The organism is Flavobacterium sp. (assembly GCF_032153895.1).
Lineage (GTDB): Bacteria > Bacteroidota > Bacteroidia > Flavobacteriales > Flavobacteriaceae > Flavobacterium.
The window spans coordinates 1-16,020 of sequence record NZ_JALDYN010000006.1; the positions used below are offsets into that span (position 1 = coordinate 1).

The window sequence follows — 16,020 nt, forward strand, 5'->3', positions numbered from 1 at the left end:
GGTCAATTAGAAAAAGGACAAGTATTAGAAGGTGTTGTTAAAAACATTACTTCTTACGGTGTGTTCATTGACTTAGGAGGTGTAGACGGATTAATCCACATCACTGACTTATCTTGGTCAAGAATCAACCACCCATCTGAAGTTCTTGAATTAGACCAGAAATTAAACGTTGTAATCCTTGATTTCGATGATGAGAAAACAAGAATTCAATTAGGTTTAAAACAATTAAACGCTCACCCTTGGGATGCTTTAGATTCTAAATTAAACGTTGGTGACAAAGTGAAAGGTAAAGTAGTAGTTCTTGCTGACTACGGTGCTTTCATCGAAGTTGCTGAAGGTGTTGAAGGTTTAATCCACGTTTCTGAAATGTCTTGGTCTACGCACTTGCGTTCTGCTCAGGATTTCGTAAAAGTTGGAGATGTTGTTGAGGCAGTTATCTTAACTTTAGACAGAGACGAAAGAAAAATGTCTTTAGGTATCAAACAATTAACGCAAGATCCTTGGACTGATATTACAGCTAAATACCCAGTAGGTTCTAAACACACTGGAATCGTTAGAAACTTTACTAACTTCGGAATTTTCGTTGAGTTAGAAGAAGGAATTGACGGTTTAGTTTACATCTCTGACTTGTCTTGGACTAAGAAAATCAAACACCCATCTGAATTCGTTAACGTTGGCGACAAATTAGATGTTGTGGTATTAGAATTAGACGTAGACGGACGTAAATTGTCTTTAGGTCACAAACAAACTACTGCTAACCCTTGGGATAAATACGAAGATGCTTTCGCTGTTGGAACTGTTCACAACGGAACTATCGCTGAAATCGTTGACAAAGGTGCTACTGTAGAATTTGGTGATGATATCGTTGCTTTCATTCCTACACGTCACTTAGAAAAAGAAGACGGTAAGAAATTGAAAAAAGGTGATACTGCTGATTTCAAAGTGATTGAGTTCAACAAAGAATTCAAAAGAGTAGTTGCTTCTCACACTGCTATCTTCCGTGAAGAAGAAGAGAAAAACGTGAAAGCTGCTGAGTCTAACACTGTTGCTTCATCTAGCAATGTAGAAAAATCTACTTTAGGTGATATCGACGCTTTAGCAGAATTAAAAGCTAAAATGGAAAAAGGAGGAGAGTAATCTTTTTCTTGACTAAATAAGCAAAGCCTCACAGAAATGTGGGGCTTTTTTTTATCTTTGTCGTGCTAATTTTTTGAAAATGAAGAAATTTTACTTTTTAGTTTTATTAATGTTTGGTTTTATATTGAATGCACAAATTGTCAATATTCCCGATGCAAACCTAAAAGAAACTTTATTGTTGGCAAATACATCTAATAATTTATGGGCATCTGTTGAATCACCTGTCCCAAATGTTGGTGATAATACTTGGTGGACTGTATCTTCTCATAATGTAATTGATACTAATGGAGATGGAGAAATTCAGGTTTCTGAAGCTCAGGCAATAAAATGGTTAGATATACCATTCGGGTTTAATGATTTAACAGGATTAGAGGCGTTTACCAATTTAGAATTTTTGAACTGCTCATCTGGTTTTTTATACAATCTAGATTTGTCTGGAGGTTATACAAACTTGAAAGTTTTGTTATGTGAAGGTAATTCTATGTCTAGTCTAAATGTTTCAGGATTGACTAATTTATTAGAATTATATTGTGATTGGAATGAGATTCAGAGTTTAAACCTTTTAGGTTGTACCAATTTAAAAAAGTTAAGACTTCATCAAAATCAACTTACTAATTTAAATTTATCAGGATTTGAAAACTTAGAACTTTTGGATTGTTCACAGAATTCATTGCAGAGTTTAAATATTTCCGGTTGTACCAATTTACAAAGCTTAAATTGTGAATATAATCAATTAAGTAGTTTGGATGTTTCAGATTGTGTAAACTTGAACACATTAAGTTGTTCCGATAACGATTCAATAGAGTTTTTGAATATTAAAAATGGATCGATTTTAACATTTTTTAGTGTCTTTGCGCCTGATATACAGTATATATGTGCTGATGATGAAGAAGTTGTGCAAATTCAAAATCTCATTAACTCTCAAGGAGCGACAAATTGTAATGTAAATAGCTATTGTAATTTTATTCCGGGAGGAAATTTTCACACTATTCACGGTATCACTAAATATGATGTTGATAATGATGGTTGCGATGTTTCAGATTTAGCTTATTCAAATCTAAGGTTTGATATTACTAATGGGATTGAGTCAGGGCACCAAATTTCAAATTCATTAGGGAATTGTTTTTTTCACGTTGAACAAGGAGTTTATACAGTAACACCAGTTGTTGAAAGCACGGCTTATTTTACTGTTTCACCTTCAAGTATTGTTGTAGATTTCCCAACTCAATCATCTCCATTCACTCAGAATTTCTGCGTTACAACCAACGGTACCCATCCTGACTTAGAAGTTGTATTAGTATCTACCGAACCAGCAAGACCAGGCTTCGATACCGATTATAAATTGATATTCAAAAACAAAGGAACTCATACACAATCCGGAACCTTAAATTTAAATTTTGATGATACAGTTTTGGATTTAGTTTCAACGCTACCGATTGCAACCAACCAAACTACAAATAACCTGTCTTGGGATTTTGTCAACTTGCAACCTTTCGAAACCAGAGAAATCGCTTTAACGCTAAACGTGAATTCCCCAATGGAAACTCCGGCGGTAAATGGTGGCGATATTTTAAACTTTACGGCAACTATTACTTCTGCTGCAGTGGAAGAAACTCCAGAGGACAACACATTTATCTTAGATCAAACCGTTGTTAACTCCTACGACCCCAACGACAAAACCTGTTTAGAAGGCGATATTATCGCACCAAGCGAAGTAGGGAAGTACGTTCATTATGTAATCCGTTTTGAAAACACCGGAACATATCCTGCAGAAAACATCGTTGTAAAAGACATGATTGATACGGCAAAGTTTGATGTGAATTCAATCGTTCCAATCAAAGGAAGCCATGATTTTTACACCAGAATCAACGGGAACAAAGTAGAATTCATCTTTGAAAATATCAATTTACCTTTTGATGATGCGAACAACGATGGTTATGTAGCTTTTAAAATCAAAACGAAACCAACTTTGGTTGTTGGAAACACGTTCAGTAATTCGGCAAGTATCTATTTCGATTACAATTTCCCGATTATAACCAACACAGCTACAACGACGGTACAAACTTTGGGAACGCAGGATTTTGATTTCAACACTTATTTTGCACTATATCCAAACCCGGTAAGTAATGCGTTGCATATTGAAACCAAACAATCAATTGAAGTTTCATCCATCAGTATTTACAATCAATTAGGACAATTAGTAGTTGTAGTTCCAACTGCACAAAACGTAAAAACGGTTGATGTTTCGAATCTGTCTTCTGGTAGTTATTTCGTGAAGATTAATTCGGATAAAGGAACTTCTAATTCGAAGTTTATAAAGCAATAATTTTACGAATTGAATAATAAGAATCCCAATCAGTAACGGTTGGGATTTTTTGTTTACCAGTTGTGGCAAATTTTTTGTAGCAAAAAATCCGCCACAGTTTTTTTGCCACAATTGTGTGGCATTTTTCAATTTTAAAATAATTGCAACAAGCCCTGTTTTTTTATAGTTAAAAAATTTTCATCATTATGTATAACTTTTAAAACCAAAGATGGAGTTCTTTCGTAAATGACATTATGAACACTAAAAAAACAGTTATGAAAACTTTAAAAATTTTATCGATTGCTCTAGTTGTATTTTCAATGCTAACGGGAACTGTAAGTTTTGCCCAAAAAGAAAAAACATTGATGGTTGGTGGAGCAGCAATGTATCCTTCCAAAAACATTGTAGAAAATGCTGTTAATTCTAAAGATCACACCACTTTAGTTGCTGCGGTAAAAGCTGCTGGCCTGGTTGAAACATTACAATCTGCAGGTCCTTTCACCGTTTTTGCTCCAACAAATGATGCTTTTGCCAAATTGCCTTCCGGTACTGTGGAAACTTTGTTAAAACCTGAAAATTTGAAAATGTTGCAAACTATTTTGACGTATCATGTGATTGCAGGGAAAATGAATGCTAAAGACATTGACAAAGCAATAAAAATGGGAGGAGGAAAAGCTACATTAAAGACGGTTAGTGGTGGAACTTTGACGGCTTGGATGAAAGGAAAAGAGTTGTACATCACAGACGAAAACGGAACCAATTCAAAAGTAACTATTGCAGATGTAAACCAGTCGAACGGAGTTATTCATGTTGTGGATACAGTGGTTTTGCCAAAATCGTAATAGTAATGAATCTTAAGTTTTAAAGTATTGTTTAGTACTTTTTTTAATTACATTTTTGCAAAAAAAGTCCCGTATAATTGACGGGACTTTTTAATTGCTATTTTGAGAACTGGTTTATCTTAAAGTAGCTCCAACTTCTTTTTCAAAATTCTGCTGCAGTTTGCTCATGATTTTGTCAATCTGCGCATCGGTTAGGGTTTTAGAGCTGTCCTGTAGCGTGAAACTCACCGCATACGACTTCTTGCCTTCCGGAAGATTTTTTCCTTCGTAAACGTCAAATAAATTCACGTCTTTCAATAAGGATTTCTCGGTTTGTTTGGCAATGGTATAGATTTGCTCAAATTCTACTGTAGAATCCAATAACAACGCTAAATCTCTGCGTACTTCAGGATATTTCGGAATGTCTGTAAATTTAATTTTTGTCGAGATAGATTTCAAAACCACATCCCAGTTAAAATCGGCAAACAAAACTTCCTGTTTGATATCGAAATGTTTTAAGATGTTCTTTTTGACAGTTCCGAATTCCACTAAAGTTTCGGTTCCTACATTCAGACGCATTCCTTCAGCAAATACATCACTTTCAACCGGTTTGGTAATGGTTTTGGCAATACCTAATCGGGAAAGAATGGTATCGATATACCCTTTAAATAAGAAGAAATCGGATGCTTTTTCAGGAGTTGTCCAAGATTCCATCAAACGGTTTCCGGTAACGGTTAACGTTAAATGTTTATGTTCTTCGTGACCCGCTAAGAATTTATGATACGTTTTTCCGAATTCAAACAATTTTAAATCAGAATTTCGTCGGTTTACATTATATGAAACTGCTTCCATCGCACTGAATAACAACGACTGACGCATCGCCGACAAATCATTACTCAACGGATTTAACATCACTACATTATGTTCTTCTTTAAGCTTTTCAGAAAGCACAACATAGTCTGGCGTGGTTAATGAATTCGCCATCATTTCGTTGAAACCAAGCGAAGTCAACTGATTGGCAACAATATTCTGAACTTTGTAATCTTCTGTTCTCGAAGAATTAGAAATTGACGCATTCAGTTTTGTGGTGAATCCGATGTTGTTATACCCGTAAACACGCAATATTTCTTCAATAACATCAATTTCACGCTGAACATCAACGCGATAGGCAGGAATTACCAATCCTAATCCGGCATCAGAAACACTATTTACTTTAATATCTAAGGAAACCAAAATCTTCTTAATCGTTTCTTTTGGAATTTCCTGACCGATGATTTTATTTACATTGTTGAAGTTTAGCAATACGGAGAAATCTTCAATCTTCTTCGGATACAAATCAATCAAATCAGACGTGATTTCACCACCGGCTACTTCCTGAATCAATAAAGCAGCACGTTTTAAAGCGTATTCTGTAATCGTTGGATCAATTCCTCTCTCAAAACGGAAAGAAGCATCCGTACTCAACGTATGGCGTTTCGCTGTTTTACGAACCGAAACCGGATTGAAATAAGCACTTTCTAAGAAAATATCAGTAGTGTTTTCAGTAACTCCAGAGTTTTTTCCACCGAAAACACCAGCAATACACATTGGCCCACTTTCGTCACAAATCATCAAATCTTCTTCGTGCAAAGTACGTTCTACTTCATCAAGGGTAACGAATTTTGTTCCGGCCGGAAGTGTTTTTACAATTACTTTGTGCCCTTTTATTTTTGCGGCATCAAACGCGTGTAACGGTTGTCCTAATTCATGTAAAACGTAATTGGTTACGTCTACAATGTTGTTTTTTGGAGTTAATCCGATAGCTTTTAAACGGTTTTGCAACCAACTAGGAGATGGTTTAACCGTGATGCCAGAAATAGTTACGCCGCAATATCTTGGCGCCAATTTATTATCTTCAACTTTTACGTCGATTTTTAAGGTACGTTTTTCAACTTTGAATTTGCTTACGGATGGAGTAACCAATTCCGAATGGTTAATTCCTTTCTGAATCAATCCGGCACGTAAATCTCTCGCAACACCCCAATGACTCATGGCATCAGCACGGTTTGGCGTTAATCCGATTTCGAAAACTTCGTCCGTTTCAATATTGAATACTTTGGAAGCAGGCGTTCCAGAGACTAACTTCTCATCTAAAATCATGATACCGTCGTGACCTTCGCCTAAACCTAATTCGTCTTCGGCACAAATCATTCCGTGACTTTCTTCACCGCGAATTTTCCCCTTCTTGATTTCGAATGCGTTTCCTTCTTTGTCATACAATTTTGTACCGATAGTCGCTACAGGAACTTTTTGTCCAACAGCCACATTCGGTGCACCACAAACAATCTGAACAGGTGAACCGGTACCGATGTCTACAGTTGTGACTCTTAATTTATCAGCGTTAGAATGTTGCACGCAAGTAAGCACGTGTCCAACGACAACACCTTCTAAACCACCTTTTAGACTTTCGTACTTGTCTACACCTTCTACTTCAAGACCTAAATCTGTCAGTAAAGAAGAAGTTTCTTCCGAATTCCAATCTATTTTTATGAATTGTTTTAACCAATTGTAGGATATGCGCATTTGTCAATCTTTTTATAAGTGTGCAAAGATAGTTATTTTGGTTCTTTTTGTCTTTTAAATTTGGTAAAAAATCAGTTGATTTTTAAAGAATTTCGGCAACGTGTTTTTTGATGTTTTCCGATATTTTTTTCGTTGGTAAATCGTTTTCATCATTGCCAAACGGATCTTCGATTTCTTCCGCAATCAGCTCCAAACTGGCCAATACATAAAAGATGAAAACCACAACAGGAACCACATAATACCCTAAGGTAAAAGCGTATCCGAAAGGTAATGTTATCACATAGAAGAAAATAAACTTCTTGATAAAAGCACTGTATGAGTAGGGAATAGGTGTGTTTTTGATGCGCTCACAAGCACCGCAAATATCGGTAAATGATTGTAATTCAGCATTTAAAACGATTAGCTGATCTCCTGTAATTTTACCCGACGCATACAAATCGTTGATTTTTTCATACATCATTTTCGCCACCTGATTTGGACGGTGTTTTTCATGGTCGATTTTTAAATCCAAACCATCGAAAAGCATTAAGCCCGTTTCTTCGTTCTTCAGGTGTTTGTTCAGGATAGAAGCATAGCTCGCAATCATTTTACGGAAATAAGCTCTGTCGTGTTCATCTTTCAGCATCGCCGATAGTTTAATGGCTAAATTTCTACTGTTGTTAACCAAACTTCCCCATAATTTTCGACCTTCCCACCAGCGGTCGTAAGCCGTATTGGTTCGGAATACTAGCAATAAGGAAATCACAAAACCTAACATACCGTGCATAGTTCCGATGTTGCGTACATAACTGTTTTCCGGAAGTTCTAAGATTTCAACTTCCATATAACCAACTATTCCTGAGTAAAGCCCAATAAAAAACATTAAAGGTAATAATTGTCGAAACGTATCGGATTTATGAAATCGGAAAATGAAGGTAATCCAGTCTTTGGTGTTGTATTGTACCATTTTTAAGTTATGAATTATGAATGTTTAATGATTAAATTATGCTAACTAATATAATTCCAAATATTTTGTTTCTTACCGAGTTCGATGAAAACACGGCGTAAAGTCTGATGCTCCGGTTTTTCCATGGAACCGTCATCTTTTAAAAGTTTTATCGCTTGATGTCTGGCATATTGCAGAATTTCTCTGTCTTTTACTAAATCAGCGATTTGTAAATTCAAAACACCACTTTGCTGCGTTCCCATAATGTCACCAGGACCACGAAGTTTTAAATCGACTTCGGCTATTTCAAAACCGTCGTTAGTAGAACACATCGTTTCAATTCGGGTTTTGGTGTCGTTACTGAGTTTGTGACTGGTCATTAAAATACAATAGCTTTGTTCGGCACCACGACCAACTCGTCCGCGTAATTGGTGTAATTGCGATAAACCAAAACGTTCGGCACTTTCGATTATCATCACACTGGCATTGGGAACGTTTACACCGACTTCAATAACCGTTGTGGCGACCATAATATTGGTTTTGCCTTCAGAAAAGCGTCGCATTTCTTCCTCTTTTTCCGCAGCTTTCATTTGTCCGTGAACGATGGAAACCGAATATTGTGGCAACGGAAAATCTCTGGTAATACCGTGATAGCCATCCATTAAATCTTTATAATCCATTTTTTCAGATTCCTGAATTAGCGGATAGACAATATAAATCTGTCGTCCTTTTGCAATTTCGTCCCGAATGAATTTCCACACTTTCAAACGATTGTTGTCGTATCGATGAACGGTCGTAATCGGTTTTCTTCCCGGTGGCAATTCATCAATCACCGAAACATCCAAATCGCCATACAAACTCATCGCCAAAGTACGTGGAATAGGAGTAGCTGTCATCACCAAAACATGAGGCGGAACTTCGTTTTTCTTCCACAATTTGCTGCGTTGTTCAACACCAAAACGATGTTGTTCGTCAATAATTGCTAACCCTAAATTTTGGAATTGTACTTTATCTTCCAATAAAGCATGTGTGCCGATTAAGATGTGTAAACTGCCATTTTCGAGTTCTTCATGAATGATTTTTCGATCTGCAGTTTTAGTTGAACCAGTTAGTAGTTTTATATTGAGGTTTAGCGGTTTAGCTAATTCAGTAATTCCGTTGAAATGTTGTGTTGCCAGAATTTCGGTTGGTGCCATTAGACAGGATTGGAAACCGTTGTCTAAAGCCAAAAGCATACTCATTAATCCGACGATGGTTTTTCCTGAGCCTACATCACCTTGCAGTAATCGGTTCATTTGGGCGTTGCTTCCTAAATCGTTTCGGATTTCTTTCAGTACTTTTTTCTGCGCATTGGTCAAATCAAAAGGCAAATGATTGTTATAAAAACTTGAAAAATAATCGCCCACTTTATCGAAGGAATGCCCTTTGATTTTATGCTTTCTAATGAGGTTTTTGGTAATGAGTTGCAACTGAATAAAGAACAATTCTTCAAACTTCAATCGGAACTGTGCTTTCGCCAAAAACTCCTGACTTTTAGGAAAATGAATGTTGAATAACGCCGCATTTTTCGGAATCATTTTCGCTTCTTCCAATAAATAAGCGGGTAAGGTTTCTGTGAACAGCGATTGCGTTTCAATAAACAATTGCTGCATCATTTTATTGATGACTTTATTGGAAATTCCCTTATTAGCCAATTTTTCGGTACTCGGATAAACAGGTTGCATTGCTGAACGCAGACTGGCTTTGTGTTCTTCTAACAATTCCAATTCCGGATGCGCCATATTGAAAACGCCGTTAAACGCCGTTGTTTTTCCGAAAATCACATAAGGAACATTGATTTTGATGCTTTCGCGAATCCATTTAATCCCTTGAAACCAAACGAGTTCCATTTGACCGGTGTCGTCTACAAAAGTGGCAACTAAACGTTTTCCTTTTTTCTGTTCAACGGTTTTAATATGGATGATTTTCCCAACAATCTGAACTTCTGAATTACTGTTCTGTAATTCATTGATTTTGTAGTAACGGGTGCGGTCAATATATCGGTTCGGATATAAATTGAGCAAATCGCCGTACCGATGAATGTTGAGTTCCTTGCGCAACAATTCTCCACGTTGTGGTCCAACGCCTTTTAGGTATTCAATAGGAGTATCGAGAAGGTTATTCATTTCGGCTTATAAAACTGTAACGAATATAAAACAAATTTTAAAAAGTAGCTTATTTAGGAAGCAAATCGCAATACCAGAAACCAAAATCGAATGCGGTTGTATCATCAGTATCGCAAGCTGTGTTTGAAGAATTTGTTTTTGGTTTTTCATATTTTCGATAGACGATTTCGCCAATTTCAAAATCTATGGGTTTGGAGAAAATCGGTCCGTCAAACGTAAAAGTGTGAAATTCACCGTTTTCACCACAAACGTCTACATCTTCGGGTAAATCTTTAATGAATTGTTCGTCTATTACCCTGCCTACAAAGCTTTTATCGAGATTGCGTTCGTTCACGCAGGTTACAATGGTTTTAAAACCTAAATTGATGAATTCCTGAATTAAATCCTTCGTATCAATCTTCCAAAGTGGAAAGATGCCTTTTAGTTGCATTTCGGCTAGTTTATCTTCACGGTATTTTCGCAAATCTTCCAGAAAAATATCTCCGAAGATGGAATGCGTAACGCCTTTGTCCGTGAATTGTTTTAAGGTTTTCTTCATCACATCTTCATAAACTTCCATCGTTGGCATTTCCGGAATTTCCATTTTATGAAGTGGTAAACCGATGCTTGCAGCTTGTTGTTCCAATAATTCCGCTCGAACACCGTGCATGGAAATACGATTGAATTGCTTGTTCACACTGGTTAAAAGCGAAACGATTTCAATTTCAGGATTCTGAAGGGTTTTGTATAAAGCCAGCGCTGAATCTTTGCCGCTGCTCCAGTTAAAAATAGCTTTGGTTTTCACGAACGTTAATTTGAGCGTAAACTTACTAAAAAGTCTGAAAAACCTTTGTATTTTTGGGTTTCTGATTTTTGAAATATGAAATATTTAGTACTGTTTATATCCTCATTTCTTTTTGCGCAACAAACCAAGAAGGTTGATTTTATTTCAATGCAAGCTAATTTAACACCGAATGCTGTAGAAAAATCCATCAGCGGAAAAGTGGTTTATGATTTTGTGGTAAAGTCAAAGATTGATACCATTAAAATTGACGCAGTTAGAATGGCTTTTTCTGATGTGAAAATAAACGGTAAAGAAGTGAATTTTAGTAATTCCGGAAAGACATTGAATTTGTTTCAGGGTTTTAAAAAAGGGAAGAATAAAGTGGAGTTTTCCTATTCCGCAAATCCGAAGCAAACGATGTATTTTGTTGACCCTTCGACAGGCTCAGGGCAAGTATGGACACAAGGACAAGGGAAATATACATCACATTGGTTGCCGAGTTTTGATGATGTGAATGAGAAAGTGGTTTTTAATTTGAGTATAAGTTATGATGATAAATACGAAGTGCTTTCAAACGGAACTTTAGATTACGTAGATATTTATCAACCATTATCAACAAATTCAAGAGTTTGGTCTTATCAAATGCAAAAACCAATGTCGTCTTATTTAGTTATGCTCGCCATAGGAAAATTTGCCAAACAAACCCAAACCACCAATTCAGGGACGCCGTTAGAGTTATATCTTAAAGAAGAAGACAAAGCCAAATTCGCGACAACATATAAATATTCTAAAGAAATCTTCGACTTTTTTGAACGCGAAATCGGGGTGAATTATCCTTGGGAAGTATACCGCCAAGTTCCGGTGATGGATTTCTTATACGCTGGAATGGAAAATACGACGGCCACCATTTTTGCGCAGGATTTTGTGGTGGATGAAATCGGTTTTAATGACAGAACCTACACCAATGTAAACGCGCACGAGTTGGCGCATCAGTGGTTTGGCGATATGGTTACGGCGCAATCGGGGAAACATCATTGGCTGCAGGAAGGTTTTGCGACTTATTATGCGTTGTTGGCAGAAAGAGAATTGTTTGGAGAAGATCATTTCAATTACGAATTGTACCAAACGGCCGAAACTTTACAACGAGCTTCCAAAAGTGATACAATTCCACTCATGAATGAAAAAGCGAGTTCCTTGACGTTTTATCAGAAAGGCGCTTGGGCTTTGCATTATCTGCGTGAAAATATTGGAGCCGAGAACTTCCGAAAAGCGGTTAAATCCTATTTAAAGAAATATGGTTTCCAAAATGTGAACACTGATAATTTCCTTGATGAGGTTAAGAAAGTTTCCAAATTCGACACCGAAAAGTTTAAGAAAACGTGGTTGGAAAAATCCGGGTTTGAAATTCAAGAGGCTTTAACTATTCTGAAAAAGAACAAATTCGTTTCGGATTATCTGGCTTTAACCGCACAATTTGAAAAACCATTGGTTGAGAAGAAATTACTGCTTGAAACAATTTTGAAATCGGGTGCTTATTTTCCGTTGAAGGAAGAAGTGATTTATCAGTTGCAGGAAATTCCATTTGAAGAAAAGAAAGAGTTACTTCAATTAGCAATGAATACGAAACAATTGAAAGTAAGACAAGCAGTTGCTGCAACCTTAAAAGAAATTCCGACAGCATTCAAAAGCAAATACGAAACGCTATTAAATGACGATTCTTATATCACCAAAGAAATTGTATTGAAAAGCTTATGGCAACAGTTTCCGGAAGAACGCTTCGAATTATTAGATAAAACGAATACATGGATTGGCTTTAACGACAAAAATTTAAGAATCACTTGGTTGTCATTGGCTTTAGCAACAAAAGACTATAATACCGAAGATAAACCGAAATTTTATGATGAACTTTTAGCGTATTCCACTTCTGAATTTGAAGCGAATACAAGGCAATACGCAATCGTTAATCTTTTATATCTGAATAAAATGGATAGAAATGTGTATCCAAATCTGATTAATGGCTTGGTGCATCACAAATGGCAGTTCGTAAAATTCGCCAAAGACAAGATTCGGGAACTGATGAAACAGGAAATTTTCAAACTTTATTTTCAAGAAATGTTATCCAAAGTTCCTGAAGATGAGAAAGTTCAGCTGGAACGCTTATTTTAACTGGAAATTTTACGCAACCAAAATAGTTTTCTTACATCTTTATAATGTAAGGGAAGAATAAAAAAGCCCTGAATTAACAGGGCTTTTAATTTATCCGATAATTTCAGTGATTTCGTTCTTTATAAAACTTAAAGCTAAAACGGTTGGTGATTGTTTTTCCACCATTTCGTTTAGAATTTGTTCGCGCATTTTATCTGCATTTTCGGCAGAAACAGCGTTTTTACGAATGGTTTGAATGATCGTGTTTTTCGCAGTAAGAATTACGTTCCAACATTCATTGGTTACGTAAACCTGTTGGGTTAAATTGTGTTCAAATTCCTGCTCGATATGTTGAATCAGTAAAGCTTCATAATCTTTGGATTCCGAAGTAACCGGAGCGATACGAACCAATAGTTTTGAGAGATTGATACGTTCTAAAAATAAAGCCATACGCTCATAAGCGTGTAAGCGAAGTGGTAAAGCATTTTTTTGAGCGTCTTTGTGTAACAGGAAACGTCTTCTGCTTTTTTCGTTTTTAATAAATCCTTCGAAAAAGTAGTAAGCAACACCGCCAGTTACTAATGAAGGAATGGTATAAGCCGCAATATCAATAAGTTTAGAATAATCCATTTTGAATAAAGTTTATGCAAAAATAAAATTTTATTAGAATTATGGTAATAAAGGACTTGATGATTTTTTGTAAATTTGTTATAACAGTAAAACTATCACTATGAGTAGATTTTTACTTTTCTTTTTCGTCTTTTTTCAGCTATCAGTTTTAGCTCAAAATAAAGAAATTACCGTTGTTTTGAAGGATTATGAAACGAACCTTCCGGTAAGTGATGCGACCATTACAGTATTGTCCACTGGGCAAGGATTGGTCAGTAATGAAGAGGGTGTTTTTAAACTTTCTTTAGAAAAACCTTCTAAAATTGAAATTATTCATGCTTCGTATAAAAAAGTTACGGTAAACTCTTCAGCTTTAAAGCTTCAGGAGAATATTATCTACTTGGATTCCAATACCAAAACTTTAGAGGAAATCATTGTAACGAAAAATCATCCGCAGGAGATCTTAAAGAAATTGATAGAGAATTCATCCAAACGATTGACAACGCCTATAAATTTAAAAATTTACATGCGCGAGTTTTTCAAAAGCAACGATAAATATTCTTCTTTTAATGATGGATTGCTCAATTTCTACATTCACGGAAAACCAGGAAGTATCAAAGCCGATATTCTTGTTGAGCAGAATCGTTTTTACGGATTAATCAATGATGTCGTTCATGAGAGTACTTTGGGCTATAACTTAAATGATATCATTTCTAATTACTACGATTTCAAATATCTGAACAAAGTACAAGAAGCCTACAGCAAGAAAAAATACGAATACGAAATCAAAACCTATCCGGGTAATGAAGATTACTACCTGATGAACATTCGTCCAATACCAACAATTGAAGAATATTTGCCAGATTACTTCGTAGTTTACGATTATAAAAAGAACCTGATTATTGAAATCAATTCGTCTGTATTGACCGAACGTTACGAATTTAAAGGTGTAACCGATTTTGTTGTGGTTAAAGGAAAAGTATTCAATTCTGAATTCAATGCAACCTATAAAGACGATGGAAAAGATTATTTCCTGACCAAGTCTAAAGAAGAAATTGGTTTTATAATCACCAATAAAAAGAAAGCGGAAGAAAGAATCGAGGTGAAAAATTATTTAGTTACCACAAACCACAGCAGCAAGCCAGTTCCTTACGATAAGGAAGATGTGTATCGCGATAAATCATTGTTCAACAAGCGCAATAGTATTTTGACCAACTACTGGGAATTCGACTCCGGATTAACTCCAACCGAAGAAGAAAAGAAAATCATTGAAGCTTTAGCAGGAAGATTGTAATAAGTATTGTAAATTATAATTATTTCCTTTTATTTGTAAGAAAAATTACAAATGAGAAACTATTTTCTGCTATTGCTGATTTCCCTGTATTCCGCATTGCTTTGCGCTCAGGAAAAAAACATCACAGTAACACTACAAAATGCCAAAACAAAAGAAGTTATTGCCGGTGCTTCTGTAAGTACTGATGGTTCGAATGTTGGTGCGGTAAGTAATGACGATGGCGTTTTCAAGATTACAGTTCCGAAATCGTCCAATCTGAAAATTACACATTTGTCTTTTAAACCTATTGCTGTTTCTGTTTCGGATTTGAAGGAAGAAAATCCGGTGCTTTTTATGGAAGAAAATGATTTTACTTTAGAAGAAGTGATCATTTCTAAAACGCCTATTTACCAACTGTTAGCGGGATTGATTGAAAATTCCAGAGCGAAGTTGTCTAATCCGATTCACCTGAATACCTATTGTAGAGAATTCATTAAAAACCACGGGAAATATACCCGTTTTACTGATGGTTTAGTCGATTTACACATCAAAGGAAAACCTAAAAATATTGATGTGGATGCCATTGCTTTACAAAATCGTTCCTACGGATTAAACGAAGAAGATGAAGCTTCTGATATGTTGATCGGTTTTAGTCTGGAAGATATCATTGAAAAAACGTATGAATTCGGGATTATAAAAAAGTTAGGTACAAAAAGCGGTTCTGAAAATTACGACTACGAAATCAAAAGTAATCCATCCGATGAAAATATGTACATCATTCATCTTACGCCTAAAAGCGACGTCGAAGAATTGCTGTATAATGTGAAAATAGCTTATAATATCAATGCAAAAGTTATCCTTTCCATCGAATATAAAATCGCCGATTCACATCTGAAATATTCCAAAGAGCGAAACTTTCTAATCGCTAGAGCTTTGATTAAGAAGAACAATTTTAAAGCCAATTTTAAATTTGATAAGGGTAAATATTTGTTGTCAAGTACGTTGGTAGATATGGCTTTTAAAATCTGGAACAAACGAAAAATAAACTTCGATATGGAAGCTAAAAACGCTTTGATTGTGACTGATTTTAAAGAGGAAACATTCAGTTACGATAAAAAAGCAGTCATTAAGAAAGGGAAGTTGGTTAAAAACGGAAACAATGTTAAAACCAATTATTGGGAATTCAATTCCGGACTGACACCAACTGCCGAAGAGCAAGCGGTTATCGAAAGCCTTAAGAACAAACAATAGTTTTCAACAAAAGACATTCCTGATTTGAATGTCTTTTTTTTATGGTTATTTTTGTAGCTTACTA

Annotated in this window: 11 protein-coding genes; 6 read left to right on the forward strand and 5 right to left on the reverse strand. The window is 35.7% G+C overall.

The window, feature by feature from the left end:
• The 3 genes from RUH60_RS03745 to RUH60_RS03755 form a co-directional block, all read left to right on the forward strand.
• Positions 1 to 1,137, forward strand: a 1,137-nt coding sequence (locus RUH60_RS03745) for a S1 RNA-binding domain-containing protein (protein ID WP_313805576.1), incomplete at its 5' end; no start/stop codon positions are given.
• Between the two features lie 79 nt (positions 1,138 to 1,216).
• Positions 1,217 to 3,463, forward strand: a complete 2,247-nt coding sequence (locus RUH60_RS03750; protein ID WP_313805578.1) for a T9SS type A sorting domain-containing protein — start codon at positions 1,217 to 1,219, stop codon at positions 3,461 to 3,463.
• A gap of 254 nt (positions 3,464 to 3,717) precedes the next feature.
• Complete coding sequence (locus RUH60_RS03755; protein ID WP_313805580.1) at positions 3,718 to 4,284, forward strand: fasciclin domain-containing protein; 567 nt, start codon at positions 3,718 to 3,720, stop codon at positions 4,282 to 4,284.
• A 114-nt stretch (positions 4,285 to 4,398) separates the two neighbouring features.
• Here the strand turns inward: RUH60_RS03755 and pheT are convergent, their stop codons facing one another.
• From pheT to RUH60_RS03775, 4 genes are all read right to left on the reverse strand, one after another.
• Positions 4,399 to 6,825, reverse strand: a complete 2,427-nt coding sequence (gene pheT, locus RUH60_RS03760) for a phenylalanine--tRNA ligase subunit beta (RefSeq protein ID WP_313805582.1) — start codon at positions 6,823 to 6,825, stop codon at positions 4,399 to 4,401.
• An 82-nt stretch (positions 6,826 to 6,907) separates the two neighbouring features.
• Complete coding sequence (locus RUH60_RS03765) at positions 6,908 to 7,771, reverse strand: bestrophin family ion channel (protein ID WP_313805584.1); 864 nt, start codon at positions 7,769 to 7,771, stop codon at positions 6,908 to 6,910.
• A gap of 41 nt (positions 7,772 to 7,812) precedes the next feature.
• A complete protein-coding gene (gene recG / locus RUH60_RS03770) occupies positions 7,813 to 9,915 on the reverse strand; it encodes an ATP-dependent DNA helicase RecG (RefSeq protein ID WP_313805586.1) in 2,103 nt (700 codons plus the stop codon).
• Between the two features lie 49 nt (positions 9,916 to 9,964).
• Entirely contained in the window at positions 9,965 to 10,699 is a 735-nt protein-coding gene (locus RUH60_RS03775) for a diphthine--ammonia ligase (RefSeq protein WP_313805588.1), read from the reverse strand.
• A 75-nt stretch (positions 10,700 to 10,774) separates the two neighbouring features.
• Between RUH60_RS03775 and RUH60_RS03780 the strand changes: the two genes are divergently transcribed.
• A complete protein-coding gene (locus RUH60_RS03780) occupies positions 10,775 to 12,844 on the forward strand; it encodes a M1 family metallopeptidase (protein ID WP_313805590.1) in 2,070 nt (689 codons plus the stop codon).
• Positions 12,845 to 12,934: 90 nt separating this feature from the next.
• On the opposite strand, the gene RUH60_RS03785 is transcribed toward RUH60_RS03780, so the two are convergent.
• Positions 12,935 to 13,453, reverse strand: coding sequence for a hypothetical protein (locus RUH60_RS03785; RefSeq protein WP_313805592.1), 519 nt, complete (start codon positions 13,451 to 13,453; stop codon positions 12,935 to 12,937).
• A gap of 100 nt (positions 13,454 to 13,553) precedes the next feature.
• Between RUH60_RS03785 and RUH60_RS03790 the strand changes: the two genes are divergently transcribed.
• Together RUH60_RS03790 and RUH60_RS03795 are read left to right on the forward strand one after the other, a co-directional pair.
• Positions 13,554 to 14,726, forward strand: a complete 1,173-nt coding sequence (locus tag RUH60_RS03790) for a hypothetical protein (RefSeq protein WP_313805594.1) — start codon at positions 13,554 to 13,556, stop codon at positions 14,724 to 14,726.
• Positions 14,727 to 14,777: 51 nt separating this feature from the next.
• A complete protein-coding gene (locus RUH60_RS03795; RefSeq protein ID WP_313805596.1) occupies positions 14,778 to 15,956 on the forward strand; it encodes a carboxypeptidase-like regulatory domain-containing protein in 1,179 nt (392 codons plus the stop codon).
• The last annotated feature ends 64 nt before the right edge of the window (positions 15,957 to 16,020 follow it).

Bases quoted from the DNA above. Each gene is read 5' to 3' on its own strand.
- RUH60_RS03750 (WP_313805578.1), top strand. From the start codon at position 1,217: ATGAAGAAATTTTACTTTTTAGTTTTATTAATGTTTGGTTTTATATTG.
- RUH60_RS03755 (WP_313805580.1), top strand. From the start codon at position 3,718: ATGAAAACTTTAAAAATTTTATCGATTGCTCTAGTTGTATTTTCAATG.
- pheT (WP_313805582.1), bottom strand. From the start codon at position 6,825: ATGCGCATATCCTACAATTGGTTAAAACAATTCATAAAAATAGATTGG.
- RUH60_RS03765 (WP_313805584.1), bottom strand. From the start codon at position 7,771: ATGGTACAATACAACACCAAAGACTGGATTACCTTCATTTTCCGATTT.
- recG (WP_313805586.1), bottom strand. From the start codon at position 9,915: ATGAATAACCTTCTCGATACTCCTATTGAATACCTAAAAGGCGTTGGA.
- RUH60_RS03780 (WP_313805590.1), top strand. From the start codon at position 10,775: ATGAAATATTTAGTACTGTTTATATCCTCATTTCTTTTTGCGCAACAA.
- RUH60_RS03785 (WP_313805592.1), bottom strand. From the start codon at position 13,453: ATGGATTATTCTAAACTTATTGATATTGCGGCTTATACCATTCCTTCA.
- RUH60_RS03790 (WP_313805594.1), top strand. From the start codon at position 13,554: ATGAGTAGATTTTTACTTTTCTTTTTCGTCTTTTTTCAGCTATCAGTT.
- RUH60_RS03795 (WP_313805596.1), top strand. From the start codon at position 14,778: ATGAGAAACTATTTTCTGCTATTGCTGATTTCCCTGTATTCCGCATTG.